This window comes from Arthrobacter sp. fls2-241-R2A-172 (assembly GCF_030208885.1).
Lineage (GTDB): Bacteria > Actinomycetota > Actinomycetes > Actinomycetales > Micrococcaceae > Arthrobacter.
This window is the reverse complement of the sequence record NZ_JARVTB010000002.1, coordinates 97,210-118,173: the sequence shown is the minus strand read 5'-3', so window position 1 is coordinate 118,173 and position 20,964 is coordinate 97,210. Positions and strand designations below refer to the sequence as shown.

General features: G+C 61.9%; 19 protein-coding genes and 1 pseudogene. 13 read left to right on the top strand and 7 right to left on the bottom strand.

Annotated features, from left to right (window positions below; genetic code table 11):
- Positions 1-1,149: a zinc-dependent alcohol dehydrogenase gene (locus QRM57_RS03425; protein ID WP_235521763.1), complete on the top strand. Its 1,149-nt coding sequence runs from the start codon at positions 1-3 to the stop codon at positions 1,147-1,149.
- 13 nt (positions 1,150-1,162) lie between these two features.
- Complete coding sequence (locus QRM57_RS03420) at positions 1,163-1,750, top strand: hypothetical protein (protein WP_284985605.1); 588 nt, start codon at positions 1,163-1,165, stop codon at positions 1,748-1,750.
- Between the two features lie 111 nt (positions 1,751-1,861).
- On the opposite strand, the gene QRM57_RS03415 is transcribed toward QRM57_RS03420, so the two are convergent.
- Positions 1,862-2,950 (bottom strand): LacI family DNA-binding transcriptional regulator, encoded by a 1,089-nt coding sequence (locus QRM57_RS03415; protein WP_284985604.1) that lies wholly within the window; start codon positions 2,948-2,950, stop codon positions 1,862-1,864.
- 213 nt (positions 2,951-3,163) lie between these two features.
- Here QRM57_RS03415 and QRM57_RS03410 point away from each other — a divergent pair, with 213 nt between their 5' ends.
- The 8 genes from QRM57_RS03410 to QRM57_RS03375 all read left to right on the top strand — a co-directional run bounded on the left by QRM57_RS03410 (position 3,164) and on the right by QRM57_RS03375 (position 11,034).
- Positions 3,164-3,646, top strand: coding sequence for a hypothetical protein (locus QRM57_RS03410; protein ID WP_284985603.1), 483 nt, complete (start codon positions 3,164-3,166; stop codon positions 3,644-3,646).
- A 44-nt stretch (positions 3,647-3,690) separates the two neighbouring features.
- Positions 3,691-4,851: a substrate-binding domain-containing protein gene (locus QRM57_RS03405; protein WP_284985602.1), complete on the top strand. Its 1,161-nt coding sequence runs from the start codon at positions 3,691-3,693 to the stop codon at positions 4,849-4,851.
- Between the two features lie 58 nt (positions 4,852-4,909).
- A complete protein-coding gene (locus tag QRM57_RS03400) occupies positions 4,910-6,418 on the top strand; it encodes a sugar ABC transporter ATP-binding protein (RefSeq protein WP_284985601.1) in 1,509 nt (502 codons plus the stop codon).
- A 3-nt stretch (positions 6,419-6,421) separates the two neighbouring features.
- Positions 6,422-7,408 (top strand): ABC transporter permease, encoded by a 987-nt coding sequence (locus QRM57_RS03395; protein ID WP_284985600.1) that lies wholly within the window; start codon positions 6,422-6,424, stop codon positions 7,406-7,408.
- A gap of 7 nt (positions 7,409-7,415) precedes the next feature.
- A complete protein-coding gene (locus QRM57_RS03390; protein WP_284985599.1) occupies positions 7,416-8,570 on the top strand; it encodes a Gfo/Idh/MocA family protein in 1,155 nt (384 codons plus the stop codon).
- The gene (locus QRM57_RS03385) at positions 8,567-9,382 is read left to right on the top strand and encodes a sugar phosphate isomerase/epimerase family protein (RefSeq protein WP_284985598.1); all 816 of its coding nucleotides are present in this window, start codon (positions 8,567-8,569) and stop codon (positions 9,380-9,382) included. The genes QRM57_RS03390 and QRM57_RS03385 overlap by 4 nt, the downstream gene beginning before the upstream one ends.
- Before the next feature lie 70 nt (positions 9,383-9,452).
- The gene (locus QRM57_RS03380; protein ID WP_284985597.1) at positions 9,453-10,625 is read left to right on the top strand and encodes a levoglucosan dehydrogenase; all 1,173 of its coding nucleotides are present in this window, start codon (positions 9,453-9,455) and stop codon (positions 10,623-10,625) included.
- A 79-nt stretch (positions 10,626-10,704) separates the two neighbouring features.
- On the top strand, positions 10,705-11,034 hold the full coding sequence (locus QRM57_RS03375) for a putative quinol monooxygenase (RefSeq protein ID WP_257368212.1): 330 nt from the start codon (positions 10,705-10,707) through the stop codon (positions 11,032-11,034).
- Positions 11,035-11,041: 7 nt separating this feature from the next.
- On the opposite strand, the gene QRM57_RS03370 is transcribed toward QRM57_RS03375, so the two are convergent.
- The 5 genes from QRM57_RS03370 to QRM57_RS03350 all read right to left on the bottom strand — a co-directional run bounded on the left by QRM57_RS03370 (position 11,042) and on the right by QRM57_RS03350 (position 17,581).
- The gene (locus tag QRM57_RS03370; protein ID WP_284985596.1) at positions 11,042-13,018 is read right to left on the bottom strand and encodes an APC family permease; all 1,977 of its coding nucleotides are present in this window, start codon (positions 13,016-13,018) and stop codon (positions 11,042-11,044) included.
- A gap of 100 nt (positions 13,019-13,118) precedes the next feature.
- The gene (locus QRM57_RS03365) at positions 13,119-14,153 is read right to left on the bottom strand and encodes an AAA family ATPase (RefSeq protein WP_284985595.1); all 1,035 of its coding nucleotides are present in this window, start codon (positions 14,151-14,153) and stop codon (positions 13,119-13,121) included.
- Positions 14,154-14,237: 84 nt separating this feature from the next.
- Positions 14,238-15,011 (bottom strand): phosphatase PAP2 family protein, encoded by a 774-nt coding sequence (locus tag QRM57_RS03360; RefSeq protein WP_257368215.1) that lies wholly within the window; start codon positions 15,009-15,011, stop codon positions 14,238-14,240.
- 42 nt (positions 15,012-15,053) lie between these two features.
- Positions 15,054-15,179 carry a hypothetical protein gene (locus tag QRM57_RS03355; RefSeq protein WP_255774361.1) on the bottom strand — a complete coding sequence of 42 codons (126 nt, stop codon included), beginning with the start codon at positions 15,177-15,179 and terminating at the stop codon, positions 15,054-15,056.
- Between the two features lie 170 nt (positions 15,180-15,349).
- A complete protein-coding gene (locus QRM57_RS03350) occupies positions 15,350-17,581 on the bottom strand; it encodes a catalase (RefSeq protein WP_284985594.1) in 2,232 nt (743 codons plus the stop codon).
- Between the two features lie 142 nt (positions 17,582-17,723).
- Here QRM57_RS03350 and QRM57_RS21025 point away from each other — a divergent pair.
- Positions 17,724-18,185, top strand: a pseudogene (locus tag QRM57_RS21025) (amino acid permease); the annotation flags it as partial.
- A gap of 163 nt (positions 18,186-18,348) precedes the next feature.
- Here the strand turns inward: QRM57_RS21025 and QRM57_RS03340 are convergent.
- Positions 18,349-18,684, bottom strand: a complete 336-nt coding sequence (locus tag QRM57_RS03340; protein WP_235521639.1) for a carboxymuconolactone decarboxylase family protein — start codon at positions 18,682-18,684, stop codon at positions 18,349-18,351.
- Between the two features lie 180 nt (positions 18,685-18,864).
- Between QRM57_RS03340 and QRM57_RS03335 the strand changes: the two genes are divergently transcribed.
- Positions 18,865-19,773 (top strand): helix-turn-helix transcriptional regulator, encoded by a 909-nt coding sequence (locus tag QRM57_RS03335; protein ID WP_284985593.1) that lies wholly within the window; start codon positions 18,865-18,867, stop codon positions 19,771-19,773.
- A gap of 101 nt (positions 19,774-19,874) precedes the next feature.
- On the top strand, positions 19,875-20,861 hold the full coding sequence (locus QRM57_RS03330; protein WP_284985592.1) for an aldo/keto reductase: 987 nt from the start codon (positions 19,875-19,877) through the stop codon (positions 20,859-20,861).
- The last annotated feature ends 103 nt before the right edge of the window (positions 20,862-20,964 follow it).

The window sequence follows — 20,964 nt, the reverse complement described above, 5'->3', positions numbered from 1 at the left end:
ATGAAGTCAATGGTGTATCGCGGGCCTTACAAGGTGCGCGTTGAAGAAAAGGACATGCCACCGATCGAGCATCCAAACGATGCGATCGTGCGCGTGACGTTGGCCGCCATTTGCGGATCCGACCTGCATCTCTACCACGGGATGATGCCGGACACGAGGGTCGGCATGACGTTCGGTCACGAATTTATCGGCGTGGTGGAGCAGGTAGGGCCTTCGGTGGAGCGGCTCAAGCCCGGTGACAGGGTCATGGTTCCGTTCAATATCTACTGCGGATCCTGCTATTTCTGCGCCCGCGGACTGTTCTCCAACTGCCACAATGTAAACCCCAACGCGACCGCCGTCGGCGGCATTTACGGCTACTCGCACACGTGCGGAGGGTACGACGGCGGCCAGGCAGAGTTTGTGCGCGTCCCTTTCGCCGACGTCGGGCCCGGTTTGATACCGGACTGGATGGATGACGAGGACGCGCTGCTGCTCACGGACGCGCTGCCTACCGGCTATTTCGGTGCCCAATTGGGCGACATCGCAGAAGGTGACACGGTGGTGGTGTTCGGCGCCGGCCCTGTGGGCCTGTTCGCAGCCAAGTCAGCATGGCTGATGGGGGCGGGCAGGGTGATCGTTATCGACCACCTGGACTATCGGCTCGAGAAGGCCCGCACCTTCGCGCACGCCGAAACGTACAACTTTGTGGAGTACGACGACATTGTTGTGCACCTGAAGAAGACCACCGACTATCTGGGCGCCGACGTCGTCATCGATGCCGTAGGCGCCGAGGCGGATGGCAACTTCCTCCAACACGTGACAGCCGCAAAGCTGAAACTGCAGGGCGGTTCCCCCATAGCTCTCAACTGGGCAATCGACTCAGTCCGCAAAGGCGGAACAGTGTCAGTTGTAGGCGCATATGGACCGCTTTTCAGCGCAGTGAAATTCGGCGATGCCATGAATAAGGGACTCACCCTTCGGATGAACCAGTGTCCGGTGAAAAGGCAGTGGCCCAGGTTGTTCGACCACATCCGAAACGGTTACCTGAAGCCAAGCGACATCGTTACCCACCGCATCCCGTTGGAGCACATCGCTGAGGGTTATCACATCTTCTCGGCCAAGCTCGATGACTGCATCAAGCCACTCGTCGTACCCAATCCAGCCTGAAAGGACGACAATCATGGATGAGATCCCAACTCCGTATGCCGCCTCCACTGGACCAGCCCTGAAGGAATCTGCAGGGGACCTCCGTAGCCGCATCCCAGGATGGGGCGCGGACCTCGACCCGGCAGACCGGCCATCGTACCCTCGTGAACAGCCCGGCATAGAGACAGGTGCCCGCTGGGACTTCCCGGAACGCCAGGAAGAGAGGTGGCCCCGGGAGCGCTCGGTCGAACATGCCTTCGTCACTCCTGTTTTCGGCACGTCCGCACCTCCCAAAGGTGCTTCGGGCGCTGTCCGGAAATTCGCCTACAAGTACAGCGAGGGCCGGGCTGCCCACTGGCTGCTCCTCATTGCCGGGGACAGGATCGATGCATGGGAACACCATCTTCGCTCATTGGCCACGCTGCGCCCGGACAACCCGATCACTGAGGCCGGGGTCATGAGTGAATTTACCCGTCATGGGGCTCGCTCCCGGTTCGGCAGAAAGCGCACCGATCTGAGCCATCAGTGGATGGATCCCATCATCGCCGGAGTTCCTTGGGCGTTGGCTGCCGGCGGCCTGGTAGCCGCCTTCAGAGCCCTCAGGAAGCGGCGGACTGCCTAAGGCCCCTCGGGCGGAGGCGGACAGGGCCGATAGTGACCTGTCCGCCTCCCTCCCTGCGGCAGTTTACCGCCGCCGGAACCTAACCACGGAGGGCAGCGGGACCGCAGGACGTCAGCTGTCTTTTGCTGGGGAGACACGTCCGGACGCTGCACGGGTGGAGCTGTTGCGGACAACCAGTGTGGGCGCCGTAGGCGTGCGGTCCACCTCCCGCCCCTCCATGGCTCCAACCAGCACCTCCATGCTCATCAGCGCCAAAGCGGTGAAGTCCTGGCGCACTGTGGTCAAGGGCGGAAGGAAATAGTCCGACCCTTCGATATCGTCGAATCCGACCACGCTGACGTCCTCCGGGACACGCACGCCATTCTCAGTGAAGGCGCGGATGAGTCCCAGGGCAGTATGGTCGCTCGCAGCAAAAATCGCCTGAGGAACTTTGCCTTCCCGAACAAGCTGGACGCCGGTTTCGTATGCCCAGCGCGGGCTCCAATCCCCTTCGGCACAGAACCCCTGCGGTAGGCCGGCGTCACGCAGCGCGGCCTCCCAGCCGCGTTTTCGGACCCGACCGTCGAACCAATCCATGGAGCCAGCAAGGTGGGCAATGTCGGTGTGGCCCAGATCGATGAGGTGCTGGGTGGCCAGACGTGCTCCAAGCTCCTGGTTTTCGGAGTATGTGAAGACGTTGGGGGTCGACGAAGCTCCCGCGGCAATCATCTCCACAGGCACCCGGCAGGTGGCGTTCCATACAGCTGATGCCATGTCGACCACCGGTGCAATAACGATGATCCCGCCGACGCCAATGTCGTCGAGGGTGTCGAGAGCCGCTTGAACGGAATCGGCGTACGGCTTTTCGGCACTGATAACGGTTGTGGCATAGCCCTTCTTCCGGGCAATGTTTTCCAGGGCCATCAGTGTCCCGACGGGGCCGAACCGGGGGGAACCGTCAGTGACGATGCCGATGGAAGTGGACCTGCTCGTGACCAGCGCGGTTGCCGCCCTGTTTCGGCGATATCCGATGTCCTGGATGACCTGCAGAACGCGTTGGCGGGTGGCGGCACTGACATCCGGTGCGTCGTTGAGGACGCGTGAGACAGTCCCAAACGAAACTCCGGCAACTTTTGCCACGTCGTTGATGGTTGGCTTCCGGCGTAACGAGACGTCCGGACCACGTCCGTTCGTTCCGTGCGGGACTCCAGCGTCTGCCATGCTCTCTCCTGTCTCGCGCCGCCGTACCAACGCCGACGGCGGTTCCCTGCCTCCTCATCCTACGTTGACGAATTGAGTCGCCGAGTTCCGGCATTGCGCTGCTGTGAGGTTTGACACTCATCACCGTAAACGTTTACGATCACTTCCGTAAACGTTTACGACCCGATCTCGTCAACGTTTACGACCCCCGATATTCAATGAGGAAGGAGCGGAATGCCTGGCAGTGTCGCAGACGTACTCGCGCTCCACCCCACCGCTGGGTTTCGGGATATCGACCACGACCAGTGGACGAATCTGGAAGTGCTCCTGACGGACGCTGCCCGCAACGACCTTGGCGGGGCAGTAAGCACCTTCGTCTCCCCCGGTTCCTCCGCAGTACTGGGCGTCTTCGACGGCCTCGGCCTATGGGCCAGCCTGGTCATCACGGTCGACGACTTTGGCTCAGCCGAAACGGTCTCCACCATCGGCGGCCCCGTCGCAAAAGAGGCCAAGGAAATCGCCACCGCTGCAAGCGAAGCGGTGACATGGGTCCAGTCCAACCACGGGCCCTGTTCAGTCGGCTTCTTTGTCGAGAAAGCGCATGCCGAAGCCCTCCTGAGGGCTTCGGACAAAGCAGCCGCTGTCCGGACCGCGGCGGCAACAGGCGGACTGGTCCTGTCGCCCGTTCCAACGGCACTGGCCCTGGCTCTCGCCTGACAATCCAAACCATCCATCAACCCACTCAAAAGCACTGGAGAACAATGATGATCCGCAGGCTTCCCATCCTGGCCGTGGCAGCAGTCCTGTCACTTTCCGTCGCCTCGTGCAGCAGTTCGGCAGCTGGAACCTCAAACGCCCCCGACTCCGGCGTGTCCGAGAAAGCCCAACTGGCCCTCGAGAAGATCAAGGGCCAAGTGTTGAGCAAAGGCCCTAACGGCGAGACGCCGTCCCCGGCCTCCGTGGCCGACCTGACGCCCGAAGAAATCGAAAAGATCAAAGGCCTGAAGGCCAAAGCAGCGATCGTGATGCACTACGGCGGTAATGACTGGGCCACGGCCCAAGTCAATGGACTCAAGAGCGAACTCGACAAGCTCGGTATCAAGGTCATCGCCACGACGGACGCGAACTTCAAGCCGGACAAGCAGGTTTCGGACATCGAAACAGTCATGACCCAAAACCCGGACGTGATCATCTCCATCCCCACAGACCCCGTGGCCACAGCTTCCGCATACAAGAAGGCAGCGGCCGCCGGCACGAAGCTCGTCTTCATGGACAACGTCCCGCAGGGACTGACAGCCGGCAAGGATTACATTTCGGTGGTCTCGGCTGACAACTACGGCAACGGAGTCGTGTCAGCCCACCAAATGGCGAAGGCGCTCGGTGGCAAGGGAAAGGTGGGGCTTGTCTACCACCAGGCCGACTTCTTCGTCACCAAACAACGCCATGAAGGATTCAAGGACACGATCACCAAGGAGTACCCGGAGATCCAGATCGTGGAAGAGAAGGGTATCGCTGGCCCGGACTTTGCAGGAGACGCCCAGGCGGCTGCCAACGCAATGATCAGCAAGTATCCCGACTTGGCCGGAATCTGGGCCGTATGGGACGTCCCCGCGGAAGGCGTCATGGCCGCAGCGCGCGCCGCAGGCCGCCAGGATTTGAAGATCGCCACTGAGGACCTCGGAAAGAACGTGGCCATCGCCCTGGCCAAGAACGAACTCGTCGTCGGCCTCGGCGCCCAGGTCCCGTTCGACCAGGGTGTTACGGAAGCGCGGCTTGCAGCAGGGGCACTGATCGGTAAGGAAGCTCCGGCATACGTTGCACTGAGCGCCCTCCCCGTGGACCACTCCAACGTCCTCGAAGCATGGAAGCAGGTCTACCACGAGGACGCTCCCAAGGACATCCAAGAGTCCTACAAGCAATAGCCAGACCCGACCGGTGCGGGGGCCCTTTACCCCCGCACCGGCACCGAAAGGGCAGAATATGAACACCGCAGACAATGTCGTCCAGATGCGCTCCATCTCCAAGGGCTTCAACGGCGTCTCCGTCCTGAAGGATGTCGGCTTCGACGTACGCAAAGGAGAGGTGCACGCACTGGCAGGCGGCAACGGGGCCGGCAAGTCCACGCTCATGAAGATCCTCCAAGGCGTATACCAGCCGGACGCCGGAGAGATCCTCATCGGAGGCGAGCCAGCCGCCATCACGTCGATCCAGGACGCCAAGGCCGCGGGAATCGGAATGGTCTTCCAGGAATTCAGCCTCGTGCCGAGCCTGACTGTCGCGCAGAACATCTTCCTGGCCGCTGAACCACTCAGCCGGGGCGGCCTCATCGATGACCGTGCCGCGGTAAGGCGGGCCAATGAGGTCTTTGCGGAGATGGAGGTCGAAGTTGACGCCAGCGCGGAGGTCTCCCGGCTGGGCACGGCCTATTGGCAGCTGACTGAAATCGCCAAGGCCCTCTCGCAGAACGCCCAGGTGCTGATCATGGATGAACCCACGGCCAGCCTGGCCCGGCATGAGTGTGAAGCACTCTTCGAACTGATCGACCGGCTGAAGCGGCGGGGCATCTCAATCATCTATATCTCCCATCGCATGGATGAGGTGTACAGGCTCGCGGACCGGATCACCATACTCCGGGACGGTCAACACCTCCTCACCAAGGCGCTCACCGACGTTACTCCAGAACAGATCGTGGAAGGGATCGTGGGAAAGAAGGTCGAGGGCGAGCTCAGCTATCGTGCGCGGAATGCGGTGTCCCACGAGGTAGAGCCCTTGCTTGAAGTGCGGGACCTGAACGCGGGCCCGCGGGTGGGGAACGTATCCTTCGCACTCCGGCCCGGCGAGATCCTTGGCCTTGCAGGGCTCATGGGCAGTGGACGCACCGAGCTCGCACGCGCACTCTTTGGCATTGACAAACTGGACAGCGGACAGGTCCTCATCCGCGGCAAAGAGGTGACTCTATCCTCGCCGCAGCAGGCCATCAACGCAGGCGTCGCACTCATCCCGGAGGATCGCAGGGCTCAAGGCCTTGTCCTGGAGCACTCGGTCCAGGACAACCTGCTTCTGCCGTTGTTGGGGCAGATACGAAGTGGCGGGCTGCTGGACGGTGCCAAGGCCAAAGCGCTGTCCGCCTCACTGATCAAGCGCTTCGCAGTAAAAGTTGCTCACCCCCATCGCCCGGTACGGCTGCTCTCCGGAGGCAACCAGCAAAAGGTCGTCATCGCAAAGTGGCTGGGTACGGACCCGGATATTTTGATTCTCGACGAGCCGACGGCTGGAGTCGACATCGGCACCAAAAGCGAAATTCTGGACATGATCCGTGAGCTTGCCAGCGCTGGGAAAGCCGTCATCGTCATCTCCTCCGAATATCCGGAACTACTCGCGGTCAGCGACCGCGTCCTCGTCCTCAAGGACGGCTCAATCATCCGTGACATCCCCCGCAGCGCCATCGCTGACGAGGAATATCTCCAACTTGCAGTCCAGGGAGTATGAACAGTGAGCAAGACAAACACCATCGCATCCCGGGATACCGGGGCTACCCGCACTTTAGGCACGTTTCTGAAGGAACTTGACTGGCGACGCTACGTCATTTACATCGGCTTCGTCGTCGTCTTCCTTTTCTTCGCCGTCCTGTTGCGCGACCAAGGCTTCCTGTCGCCAAACAACCTTCTGAACATTTTCCGCCAGACAGCCACCATTACTGTCATCGCCGTAGGCATGACATACGTTATCGCGTGCGCCGAGATCGACCTGAGCGTGGGATCCGTCGCCGGCCTTTCCAGTGTCTGCACTGCGATGGCACTCTCCCAGTGGGGCCTGGTTCCCGGCATCCTTGCTGGCCTCGCTGTCGGTCTCGTGGTCGGCTCCATCAACGGTGCCCTCGTCAGCCTCCTCGGCATCCCTTCCTTCCTGGTGACGCTTGGCATGCTAGGAATAGCAGTCGGGGTCGCTCAGTGGATCACCGCCTCAGCCCCGCAGCCCATCCTGAACGATACGTTCAACACGGTCTTCGGATCGGGCAACTTTGGCCCTGTTCCGGGCCTTGTTGTCTGGAGCGCCATCTTCGTGGCCATTGGCGCCGTCGTCCTCAACCGCACCAGGTTCGGCCGGCAGGTCCTGGCCACAGGCGGCAACCGGAACGCCGCTGACTTCACCGGAATCAACACCAAGCGCATCAAGTTCCAGGTGCTGCTGATTTCCGGGATGGTCGCGAGTGTTGCCGGCATGCTCTACGCCGGCCGCCTTCAGTCAGGCCGGTTCCAGTGGGGAGCCGGCGATGAACTCTCGGCCATCGCGGCAGTCATCCTCGGCGGGACCAGCCTGTTCGGCGGTTTCGGCTCGATCGTCGGGACACTCTTTGGCGCGTTGCTGATTGGCTTGATCAACAACGGCCTGATCCTGGCGGGACTCGACAGCAGCCAGCAGCAGGTTGTCCGCGGCGCAATCATTATCCTCGCCGTCGCCCTTGCCCGGAAGAAGTAACGCTCCCATGCCTTCCACTCCACGCGCCGGGATCATCGGCACCGGATTCATGGGCGCTGTCCACTCCCACGCGGTGCGCGCCGCGGGGAGCAGCATCAGTGCAGTGGCCGCACGCAGCCAGGCCGCAGCCGAGGCGGCAACAGGACGGTTCGGCGCTCTGGCCGCGGCCGAAAGCCCTGAAGCGCTGATCGCACGGGATGACGTCGACGTCGTCCATATCTGCACTCCGAATTCCACCCACGCGGACCTGGCACGCAAGGCCATTGCGGCAGGCAAAGCCGTTATCTGCGAGAAACCTCTGGCTACCAGCGTCGAGGATGCCAGCGAACTGACCCGCCTCGCAGACCAGGCAGGCGTCGTCACGGCAGTGCCCTTCGTCTACAGGTTTTATCCGGCCGTCCGCGAGGCACGCGACCGCATACTCGACGGCGAGGCAGGCCGCCTTTGGCTGTTGCACGGCTCCTACCTCCAGGACTGGCTGGCAGGTGCCGACGCGACGAACTGGCGGGTTGACCCCAAGCTGGGAGGAGGGTCAAGGGCATTTGGCGACATCGGCGTGCACTGGTGCGACCTGATGGAGTTCACCACGGGACATCGCATCACCAGGATCATGGCAAGGACGGGCCGCGCCTATGACAAGCGCGAAACCCGGGGACAACTGTCCGCCGTGGCCACCGAGGACGGCGCAACCCTCCTGTTCGATACCGACAAGGGTGCCACGGGTTCGCTGGTGGTCAGCCAGGTCAGCCCTGGGAGGAAAAACCGCCTGTGGTTCTCCTTCGACGGAACTGATGCATCGTTCAGTTTCAACCAGGAATCACCGGACACCCTGCACATAGGTCGCGTTGATTCCACCTCCGCCGTCCCCGTGGGGCCGCAGACGCTGACCACCCGCGGCGGCCGGCGCTACGCCAAGCTTCCGCCAGGTCATCCCCAGGGATACCAGGACAGCTTCAACGCTTTCGTCGCAGACACCTATGCCGCCGTCCGGGGCCACAAACCCGAGGGCCTCCCCACCTTCCACGACGGCCTCAGGGCGGCACACCTGACAGAGGCCGTCGTCACCTCCGCCAGGGAAGAATCGTGGGTCGACGTTCGCGTCCCCGAGTACACGCTCGAATCTCCCATGCCTTCCCCTGCACTCGAAAGGACCATGCAATGAAGCTCGGATATTGTTCCATCACTTGGGGCGGCGTCGTCGGTCACGCCCAAGGCGTGACGAGCGTCAAAGACCTCTTTTACCTGACCCATGGATCAATGCGGGATGCCGTCAAGGACATCGCTTCGGTCGGATACCAGGGTGTTGAGATGTTCGACGGCAACCTCGCAGAGTACGCCGACAAGCCTGAGGAGCTGAAGGAGATCCTCAGCAGTAACGGTGTGGCATTGACCAGCGTCTACACTGGGGCGAATTTCATCTACACAGATATCCTCCCTGATGAGATGCACCGGCTCTACACTGCAGCGGAATTGGCTGCGAACTTTGGGGCTGAACGGCTGGTCGTTGGGGGCGGAGCGCGGCGTGCGGCCGGGACCACGGACCAGGATTACCACCGCTTGGGCCACGCGCTGGACTGGGTTGCCGACATTGCCGAAAGCTTTGGCCTATCGGCAAGCTACCACCCCCATTTGAGCACGATCGTGGAGAGCCCCGACGAGTTGGACCGGCTCATGCCCCTCACCAGGATCGGCTTCTGCCCGGACACCGCACATCTCGCAGCTGGTGGTGCGGACCCGGCCGCGGTCATCCGGAAATATGCCGACAGAATCCAGCACGTTCACCTCAAGGACTTCCAGCGGGACCCGTTCACTTTCCTGCCACTCGGCGAAGGCGAACTCGATTTCCCGGACATCATCGCCGCTATCCGGGAAAGCGGATACGACAGCTGGCTCATGGTCGAACTGGACAACTACGACGGCGACCCCCGGGTAGCGGCCGAACTCAGCAAAAAGTACCTCGAGAAGCTCCTCTAACCAACCTCATGACCAGTGGGGAAGCCTTCATCGGCGCTACCCCCAAACTTCCGGAACGAACAGGATCCACATGCAGAACCTCAATGTCGGCCTCATCGGCGGAGGGTTCATGGGCAAAGCCCACTCCCTCGCCTACGCCGCTATGCCCATGTTCTTTTGGCCCGCCCCGGCTCTGCCGGTTCGCAAAGTCATCGCGGAGGCCACTCCAGAGCTCGCCGACGAGGCGGCCCGTCGATTCGGCTTCGAAACCTCCACTTCAGACTGGCGCAGCATCATCGACGATCCGGATATCCACGTCGTCGACATCGCCACACCCAACCACCTCCACGCGGAAATCGCCATCGCGGCCGCCGAGGCAGGCAAACATATCATCTGCGAAAAACCGCTCGCCCGCACCGGCGAAGAGTCCAAAGCCATGTACGAGGCCGTCAAGGACAAGGACATTGTCCACATGGTCGCCTTCAACTACCGGCGCACCCCCGCAGTGGCGCTGGCGAAGAAGTACATCGAAGAAGGGTCCATCGGCCAAATCCTCAGTTTCCGCGGAACGTACCTGCAGGACTGGAGTGCCGACCCGAACTCCCCTCTTTCATGGCGCTTCCAGAAATCCATCGCCGGTTCCGGTGCCCTTGGCGACATTGCAACCCACGTCATAGACATGGCCCGCTATCTCGTTGGGGAGTTCAGCGCCGTCAACGCCGTCCTCTCGACGTGGATCCCTGAGCGTCCGCTGCAGTCCGGCGGCGCCGACGCACTCGGCACGGTTCGGGGTGGGGAAGGTCCACGCGGCCAGGTTGATGTCGACGACGAAGTAATGACCATGATCCGTTTTGCCAACGGAGCGGTCGGATCCGTCGAAGCGACACGAAACGCGCACGGAAGGAACAACTACATCACTTTCGAGATCCACGGCACGGAAGGCAGCATTGTCTTCAACTACGAGCGCCGCGACGAGTTGCAGGTGTGCTTCGCGTCGGACCAGGCCGACCGTCGTGGATTCCGGACCGTATACACAGGCCCGGCCCACCCGTACGGCGACGCCCTCTGGCCCATTCCGGCCCTGGGCATCGGCTACGGGGAAACGAAAATTATCGAAGCCTACGACTTCTTCAAGGCAATCGCCGAAGGCGGGACTGTGAACCCCAACTTCGCTGACGGCTATCAAGTGGCCCTCATCGACGACGCCATCGTCGAATCAGCGGCAAAAGAATCTTGGGTGGAAGTTCCACAGATCAACGCGTGATCCACTCTGGGAGGGACGGGGGAATCCCCCGTCCTTCCCACTCCTTGAACAAATTTAGGAAGACAGGATGTCCCGTCCCATGCCAACCCACGGAAGGGCCACAGAAGTGTGGCTCAAGCCGGTTTTCATCGCCAAAGCAGGGCGTGAAGCCGAACTTCAGGAAGCCCTCCGCTCCCTGCAAACCCTAAGCCGCAACGATCCCGGATGCCTGGAGTACACCGTTTTCTCTGATGGAGAGCGACCGGGCACCTTCGTGCTGTTTGAGGGGTGGGTCAGTAGGGAGGACCTTGAAGCGCACAACCAGGAAGTCCATGTGACGGCCTTTGTGGAAGCCGTGGAGCCTTTGTTGGCCAAGCCGTTCACCGTTACGCCTCTTGTTCCCCTCGTGATTTCACCCCGGACCCCGTAACGTCGAGTCAACCTACATGGACCCACGGGCGCCGGCTGACCTCGGGTTCGGCCTCACGCAGCACCTCCCGTGTCACCGGCGCAATTTCGCCTTCCCCCAGGAACAGGAACTTCAGGAGGTTGATCACGGGATTCCCCTCAGTCCAGCGGAAGTAGACGTGTGGCATCAGCCCGGTCACATCACGGATGTGGAGCAGCACGGAAGCGATCGTGTTGGGCACCACGGGACCGTGGACTTCCAGGATCCTGTAGCCGTGCCGGGTGATGCCGTGAACCGCCAACTCAGTCTCAAAGTCCGATGAGTCGTCCACGACCACTTCCAGGAACAGGGGCTGTTCACCGACAGGAATGTGGCTTACTTCTACGGCGGACTCGAATTTTTCCCTGTAGGCCTGCGGGGTCAGCCGGAGTGGTTCGTGGGCGATAAGGCGGATTGGTCCTTCCCAGGTCTCTGAGATGAAGCCGAGGGCCTGCTCGTCCAGGTGGACCCTCGTGGCGTGGAGCTCGAAGGAACGGCGGACGCGTGACAGGAATGAGACGACGATGATGCCGGCGATGAACACTGCTGCGATTCGAAGACCCTCGGGCCTCTCGAAGATATTGGCCACGGTGGTATAGATAAAGACCACTGCAATGATTCCGAATGCCACTGTCCGCTTCCCTTGGTGACGACGGCGGGCGGAGAGGGTCACGGCCGTCGCCGCCGACATCATCAGCACCAGCACGCCGGTGGCGTACGCGCCACCTTGTGCATCGACGTCGGCGTTGAAGATGACGGTGATCAGGAAACCGACCAACGTGAAAACGAGCACGAGTGGCCGCACAGCTTTGGCCCATTCCGGAGCCATGCCGTAGCGCGGCAGGTAGCGGGGCACCAGGTTGAGCAACCCGGCCATGGCGGACGCACCAGCAAACCACAGAATGGCAATCGTGCTGATGTCATAGGCCGTGCCGAAGCCGACCCCAAGGTACTCATGGGCCATAAATGCCAACGCACGCCCGTTGGCTTCGCCTCCGGCCTGGAATTCCTGTTGGGGAATCAGTACGACGGTGGTGAAACTCGTCGTGATCAGGAAACTGCTCATGATCACAGCGGCAGTCGTCAGCAGCCGACGCGTTCCTTGAATGCGGCCTACTGGCTGTTCCTCAGTGTCGCCGGCCTTCCCCCGGACCTGCGGCATCACCGCCACACCAGTTTCGAAACCTGAAAGTCCCAGCGCCAGCTTAGGGAAGACGAGCAGGGCGATTCCCACAGCGAGCAGCGGGTTCCCGTGGGAGGTGGTGAGCTCGAGCCACCAGTCATTGATGGCTACGGGGTGCATGACCGCTTCGAACATGGATACGGCTACCACGACGACGTTTAGGCTGAGGTAGAGCGCCACCAGAATGACGGCGATATTCACGGCTTCCTTGAACCCCCGAAGGAAAACTGCCCCCAGCAGCGCCAAAAGGAACAGCGTCACGGGCACATTTTGGTTATGCAACCAATCGGGCACTAAGGGGTTTTGGATCAGGTGCGCGGTGGCGTCGGCGGCCGAGAGCGTCATGGTGATCATGAAGTCCGTGGCCGCAAACCCCAGCAGGACTAGCACGATCAATTTTCCGCCCCACCGGGGCAGCAGACGCTCCAGCATGGCGATCGACCCCTCACCGCGATGGCTTTCGCCGGCCACCCTTCTGTAGACGGGCAAGGCACCGAGCAACGTTACGGCTACCAACACCAGTGTTGCCAAGGGCGAGATGACGCCAGCGGCCAAGGCAGCAATGGCTGGTTGGTAGCCGAGAGTGGAGAAGTAATCGACGCCGGTCAGGCACATGACCTGCCACCAGGAGTGCTTCCTTGCGTGGGCGTCGCTGACCGCGCCGGGTCCCTGATGCGTGCCTTTGCTGTCCTGAAGCCCGAAGAGAAGCCAGCTCCGGAAACGGCTCCGCGCGTCGGGATGCAATGCTGACGGATCCGCCGGTGGCCGGCTCATAGTTGTCATTCCGGCCTCTTCCGCGGGCGTTCCTGGCCTGTTCTCTGCTGAACATAGCACCGCCACTCCCCTGCGGTGGCCGGTCTTGATGAATCCTTAACGGCCGGTGTCAGGCCAGCCAGCGCCACCAACGCGGTTGTTCCGGTTCCGGCGTTGGTTCCGGTTCCGGCTCCTCGCCCAGCGCCAAGGCGGCCTCGACGATGTCCGCTGCGGTGAGGGTCATGACGGCCTCGCGGTCAAGGGAATCGAGGCTTTGTTCCTCGTTGAGCGAGAGCCGCAACGCCTGCCGATTAAGCGCCTGCTCAAACAGTGTGCGGGCGAACCGGGCATTACCGGAGTCCTCTCCCGCATGGAGCCCGCTGAGTATCCGGCGCAGCATGTGGTCCGCGCCCGGCTCCAACGTGTACTCATGTTGGACCAACATCCGCTGGAAGATCGTCAGGAGTTCGGCCACGGAGTAGTCCGGAAACGTGATCTCGCGGGCAAACCGGGAACGCAGTCCAGGGTTTGAAAGCAGGAATGACTCCATCAGCCGCGGGTACCCGGCCACGATCACGACCAGCCTGTGCCGATGGTCCTCCATCCTTTTAAGCAGGACCTCGATTGCCTCCGGACCGAAGTCTGTACGACCGTCTTCCGGGGCCAAGGAGTACGCCTCATCGATGAACAGGACGCCGTCCAGCGCCCGCCGGATCACCCGGTCTGTCTTGATGGCTGTAGCCCCCACGTATTGCCCAACCAGCCCGGAACGATCGACCTCCACCAGATGGCCCTTCTGCAGCAAGCCGACAGCGCGGTACATCTCGGCGAGAAGCCGTGCGACCGTCGTCTTGCCCGTGCCTGGGTTTCCGAGAAACACCAGGTGCTGCGAGGTGGCTACTTCCGGCAGACCGTGGGCTTTCCGACGGGCCTGAACCTGGAGCAGTGCCACAAGTGCGCGGACTTGTTCTTTCACGGTCTCGAGCCCGACCAAGGCGTCGAGCTCAGCCTGCACCTCGGACAGCGGCCGGGCTGGACCGGGCCTGGGACCGATGAGGTCCCCGACCAGATCGTCTACGCGCTCCGAACCGGGCAGCTTGAGCTGATTGGCCAGATGGCCTATGGACTCCCGGAGGTCATCGAGCGGATTGCGGCTGGCAGCCATACATCCACTGTAGCTCCCGGTTCCCCAAATACGGTGGCGCTGGTCCACCCGCATTAATCCGCAACGGCCTCATGACCGGTGACACTAGGGATCCTGGCTTGCTAATTCCCCTGTCACTACTTCTCCCGGGATGCGGGCCGTGCGCCAAGTATCCACGGCGATGACCGCCCCGAGCACCACCAGCGACAGTGACACCGACGCAACCGCGTCGGTGAGCCAGTGATAACCGAGGTATATCCGGCTGACGGCCGCAAAGACAACACCAAAGACGGCACAGAGAAAGCTGACGACGGCGATTTTTGGGTTTCGATGCCGGGAGAAGACAAGGAACGTCAGGACAAGCAGGAAGTCCGACGCGCCAAGGACGTGCCCGGACGGAAAGGAGAACGTCGTGTCAGCGCCGAAAAGCATGAGGTCCACAGGTGGCCGCTGCCGGCCGACCACGCGCCCGATGATCTGCGCCAAACCCACCCCGGTGAGCATAGCGGCGGCAAGGAGCATGGGCCGCCATGCGTGCTTGGCGAGCAATCCCCAAACAACTGTGACAACCAAGACAATGACCGGCAACCCTATTGGCCCGAAAATGACTGCGACAACAATCATCACCACCGTCAGCGGCTCTGAACGAATCCCGAGGAGCCAACTTTCAGCCGCTGCGTCGTCCAGTGCGAGCCCATTCTTCTGCAGCACGCCCATGAGTGTCACCACAAAGAGCGTCACGCCAAGGAGTGCCAACATCGCGGCTGTTGAGTAGAGCGCCTTTCTGGCGCGGGGCTCCATGTAACGCTCCTCGACCACGAATTTCTGGTGGAACACTTCCCACTTGCCGGGCGTTTGCGAAGCTTCTGCCGCCGCCATCAATCTCCTTCGACCCCCTGGAAACCGTTCCTGACGAGAACGCTAGTCCTCCTCCTTGGGCTTGTGGTCCGGTGCTTTGTCATCGTTTGGGCCGTCATGTATTTTTTTCGGAATCTTGCCCTCCACGTCGGCGGGTACAGGTGGGTCTTTTTCTTCATCAGTAGACATGACCCAAGCATAAAGGCCGCGTAAAGCACGCCGGTCAGGAAACCCGCGTGCCCTCGCGAAGCACTATTCGGCGGCCGCCGCGGGCACACTGCACGGCGGTCCGGTATCGGAATTGATGCCGGCCCGCCGTGCAGATCATGTCATGCGGTTGCCCTGATCCCGCGTCCCTGTCAGGCCTCGCTGCTGCTCGGTCCTGCTGCAGGGAATCGTTCCCACACCCGGTGGGCGGCCAGCAGTTCCTGGACTGGAGTAAGCACGGCGTCCGGCGCGTCGCCGACCACGACCCCGGTACCGTCTGCAGGGATACCGGCCGCCTCCAGAGCCGTCGCACCGGTTCCCCACGCCGCGATGGCCTTGGCATGGCGGAACGCTTCCGTGAGCAGAAGGACTACCCGGGGATCAAGACCGGGTGAGGGTGCGCCGGCCTTGGCGTCCCTTCCCGCTGCTGCGTCCGGCGCCGGAGCCCCGCTTCCCGCGACGATAACGGCGTCGAACTCTGTGGATCGGGCGGTGAGGTAGGTCCGCTGGACGGCGACGGCGGCGCCGTGCTCCGCGCCCAGGAACCCGCCAACCGGTGCAACAACCAAGGGCGTGATGCCTTCGGCATCCAGGGCTTCGCGTGCAGCGGCAACCTGGGACAGGTCGCTGCTGTCGTCAGCAATAATCCCCACTACGCGGCCCGCAGCCGGCCACGTCCCGCCGATCTGCGACAAGGCCGCGCTCGGTTCGGAATCGGGGACCTGGACCGTGGCCCCGGGAACCGGCATACCCAGTCCACGGGCGACGGCGGCGCAAAGCCCGGCGTCGATGTTGGCCAGGGCCATGAGTTGCCGTTCCCTGACGTTGGATTCGTAGCACTTGCCGAGCTCGAACGTGTACGCCTGCACAATGTGGTCCTGCTCCACCGGGGTCATGCTCCGGAAGAACAGTCGGGCCTGGCTGAAGTGGTCGTCGAACGAAGCCGGGTTGCGCCGTTCCTTAATGGACTCCGCAAGGGCCTCGGGAACATCCACGAACGCTCCAACGTCCTGTCCGGCCATAAAGGGGCAACCGCCGTCGAGGGAGTTTGGATGGTACGGGGCGACCCCACTGTGTACCGCCGTCTGGTGCATCCCGTCGCGAAGCATGTCGTTGACGGGTGCATGCGGCCGGTTGATGGGAATCTGCGCGAAGTTCGGGCCGCCCAGCCGAGAAATCTGGGTATCGAGGTAGGAGAACAGCCGGACCTGAAGGAGCGGGTCATTGGTGACGTCAATGCCAGGGACCAGATGTCCCGGGTGGAAGGCTACCTGTTCGGTCTCTGCGAAGAAGTTCGTCGGATTTGCGTTCAACGTCATCAGCCCAATCGGCTGGACAGGCGCAAGTTCTTCGGGAATGAACTTGGTCGGATCCAGCAGATCGATGCCCTCGAACATCTGGTCCTCAGTGTCCGGGAAGGTCTGGATGCCAAGCTCCCATTGCGGGTAGGCGCCCGACTCAATGGCGTCGGCAAGGTCACGGCGGTGGAAATCCGGGTCCATGCCGTTGATGATCTGGGCTTCCTCCCAGACAAGCGAGTGCACGCCCTGTTTGGGCTTCCAGTGGAATTTCACCAATGTGGTGCTCCCGTCCGCGGCCACCAGCCGGAAGGTATGCACGCCGAAGCCTTCCATGGTCCGGTACGAGCGGGGAATGCCGCGGTCGGACATGTTCCACATCGTGTGCGCCTGGGCCTCGGTATGCAGTGAGACGAAGTCCCAGAACGTGTCATGGGCGCTCTGGGCCTGGGGTATTTCCCGATCAGGGTGTGGCTTGGCAGCGTGGATGACGTCAGGGAACTTGATGCCATCCTGGATGAAGAAAACGGGAATGTTGTTCCCGACAAGGTCGTAGCTGCCTTCATCAGTGTAGAACTTGGTGGAAAAGCCACGGGTGTCCCGTACCGCATCCGCCGAACCCCGGGAGCCCAAAACGGTGGAGAAGCGGACGAAAACCGGAGTTTCGACGTCGGCCGCCAGGAACCCTGCCTTCGTGATCTTCGATGCCGTTCCGTAGGAACGGAACACGCCGTGTGCGCCCGCGCCCCGGGCGTGGACAACGCGCTCCGGGATGCGCTCGTGATCAAAGTGGGTGATCTTTTCCCGCAAGTGGTGGTCCTGAAGCAGAACAGGTCCGCGGGTGCCCGCCCGCAGGGAATGATCAGTGTCCCCCAGCCGGAGCCCTTGGGCGGTTGTCAGGTACTGGCCCGATTGCGCCCGGGAGTTCACCGGCGCACCGGTGGGGCTTCCCGTCGGGGAAACCGCCTCCGGTGCTTGCTGATCGGGCTTGGGAGGCAAAGGCTCACGTGGGGTCGTCGGCTCGTCGTCTGTGGGAGGCTCACTGGAGGGAGCGCCGGGAATCACGGTATTGTCCTCAACTGGCACGATTTGTTCTCCTTTTGATTCGCTGCCTTAACCCGGAAGCTAAGCTTGCTTACTAATCCTAGGGTGATGTTCACTACATCACAAAGCGGCCTTGCTTCGATACTGGGCGACGTCCTGGGAAGCAGGAATATATGCGCTCGTGGGCGCCGGCGTGACCAGCGCCGCGGGGCTGAGCTTGGCTTTCGCCGGCGATTACCTCAAACCCTTCCTGGACCCACCGCCGGCGCCGACAACTTTTGGCTTTCCTGCTACGGGTCGGTTTGCTGAACGCCCGCGGCGTCAAAGAGTCCGTTCGCGCCAACGTGGTCATGACAGCTATCAATCCGGAAGTCTCGCCGGGGGCTGGAATCCTGGCCGCATCTCCGCTGCCTATTGATCCTTCGTTGGATTCGAGACTTCAGCCCACGTCGCCGAAGAGGTTCGAGGCGTCAACCGCGTGTACCCGAAAGCCCTTTTCGGCACCCTGCTGACTGCCGGCGTCGTTTATGTCCTTATCGGAATGGCATCTTCCATTGCGTTGCCGGCAGCCGAACTCAACAGTTCCTCAGGCCCGCTGCTGCAGGTGGTTGAGGCCACCGGTTTCGGCATTCCGGGCCCTTCGTGGTCCCCAACCTGGCCCTGTCAAGCAGAGTCAGCCGCAACAGCGCAGCGACGCCGGCAACGGCTTCGGCTTCAGCAGCGGCTTCGGAGCGGAAGCGCTTGGACTCCCAGGGGGGCGCCGCCCAACGGAACGCAACCGGACGGGCAGCGGGAAATGGAGATCCACCCTACTTCTCCTTGGTGAAGACCTTCTTGGCCACGGTCATCGCGCTCATTCCGTTGGGCCAGCCCGTGTAGAAGGCGAGGTGGAGGATGACTTCCTTCAATTCTTCTTCGGTTACCCCGTTTTGGCGTGCATAGTCGAGGTGAAACGTCAGTTGATCGGCTTTTCCCGTAGCCGTTAATGCAGCGACGGTGATCAGGCTACGGTCTCTCTTGGACAAGCCCGCGCGTTCCCATACTTCGTCGAACAGCACCTTGTCGGTGTAGTGGACCATTCCGGGCGCAAAGTCACCGAACGCGTTTTGCCCGCCGGTCCATCCTGCACGTGGGTCCTTCGCCATGTCTTTTTCCTTTCGTGTATAGGTTCCCTCGCCAGTTGGGCGTGTACCGGCCAGCGGCCGCATGCCCTGCGGGTGTTGAGATTCCATAGGACCTCAACGACGCCAGTTATGGGAGTCACCGCTGAGGGGCGTACCAACAGGGCATCCCTCGCAACGCGTGGACGTCGTAGCCTTGGGAACGTGGACAACCCGAATGAAGTTCGAGAATTTCTCATGTCCCGCCGTGCGAGGGTAACCCCCCAGCAGGCCGGGCTGGCAGTTTCCGGGAACCGCCGCGTCACGGGTCTCAGAAGAAACGAGGTAGCAGCCCTCGCCGCTGTAAGCGTCGAGTACTACGCCAAGATTGAGCGCGGGAATCTCTCCGGGGTCTCGGATGCTGTTCTCGATGCACTTGCGGTGGCCCTCCAACTGGACGACGCTGAACGCGAACACCTCTTCGACCTTTCACGTATCGCCAACGGCGCTGTCCGCGCCGTGCGCAAGCGCAAGTCGCAGAATTGGGTGGCGAGGGAAAGCCTGACACGCGTCCTCGCCGTGATAACGGAAGGGCCGGCATTCGTGCGTAACGGCCGGATGGACATCCTCGCCACCAACGCGCTGGGACGGGCGTTCTACGATCACGTGTTCGACGGTCCAGGGCAGGGCAACCTGGCGCGGTTCTGTTTCCTCGACGAACGGGCCAAGGATTTCTATCCGGGCTGGGACGCAGCCGCAAACGTCACCGTCTCAATCCTGCGAACTGAGGCGGGACGCGACCCGGAGGACAAACGGCTTCACGACCTGGTTGGGCAGCTTTCCACCCGAAGTGCAGAGTTTGGGATCCGGTGGGGGTCTCACAATGTCAGGCGGCATGGATCCGGCACCAAGAGCTTCCACCACCATGAGGTAGGCGAACTCACGCTGACATATGAAGGCCTGGAGCTAACCGCAGAGCCGGGCCTGTCAATGCTCATCTACACAGCCGAACCTGGCTCTGCCAGCGAGGAACGCCTACGGCTCCTCGCCAGTTGGGCCGCCACGCTCCAACAACAGAACGACGCCGGGCCGATAGTGCCGCACGTCGACTCGCCCAGGGGGACGCAACCGTAAGGGCAACTTCCGTCGTCCCGCACCTTGGATCTCCCTGGTCGGCACGAACACGTTCCAAACGAAGACACCACCGCATTCAACAGCACAATGGAGGCACCAGCATGCATACAAGAACTCTCGGACAGGGACTTGAGGTATCGGCCATCGGCCTAGGTGCCATGGGCATGTCCCAAAGTTACGGGCCCAACCCCGGCAACCGCGATGAAATGGTCAGCGTGCTCCGTTCAGCCGTCGACCATGGCGTCACCTTTTTCGATACGGCCGAGGTATACGGCCCCTATGTGAATGAGGAACTTGTCGGCGAGGCACTGGAACCGATCCGCGACCAGGTGGTGATCGCCACCAAGTTTGGCTGGGACATCCAAAACGGCGAAAGCATCGGGCTGAACAGCCGCCCGGAACAGATCCGCCGAGTCGCCGAAGAATCCCTCAAGCGGCTCCGTACCGACGCCATCGACCTGTTCTATCAGCACCGGGTCGACCCCGAAGTGCCCATCGAGGATGTCGCCGGCACCGTCCGGGATCTGATCTCGGAGGGCAAAGTACGACACTTCGGACTATCCGAGGCTTCCGCCGCCACAATCCGACGGGCCCACGCCGTGCAGCCCGTCGCTGCCCTACAAAGTGAGTACTCGCTGTGGACGCGCGACCCCGAGGCCGAAATACTTCCAACCCTTGCCGAACTCGGTATAGGCCTTGTTCCCTTCAGCCCCTTGGGTAAGGGCTTCCTCACCGGTACGGTTACCGCGGACACCACCTTCGCCGAGGGCGACATCCGCAACCTTGTCCCGCGTTTCAATGACGAAAATCTGACCGCCAATCAGGCTCTTGTTGCACACGTCATCGAACTCGCTGCGGCGAAGGATGCGGTTCCTGCCCAAATCGCGCTTGCATGGCTTCTCGCCCAGCAGCCATGGATCGTCCCCATTCCGGGCACTCGACGTACCGCACGCATTAAGGAGAACGCCCAAGCTACCCGCGTGGCGCTCACTGCCGACGAGGTTGCCGCCCTCAATGCCCTAGCCCGCAATGTAGGAGTGCATGGCGATCGCTACAACGCCACGCATATGGGCTACGTCAACGGCTGAAGCACCGAAATAGCCAGTGGCATTTGCCCGTCTCAGTTATGGATCAAATACTGGGCGGAAGGCGGCAATGCCACCCCCGTGGAATTGGATGCCTACGTGCACG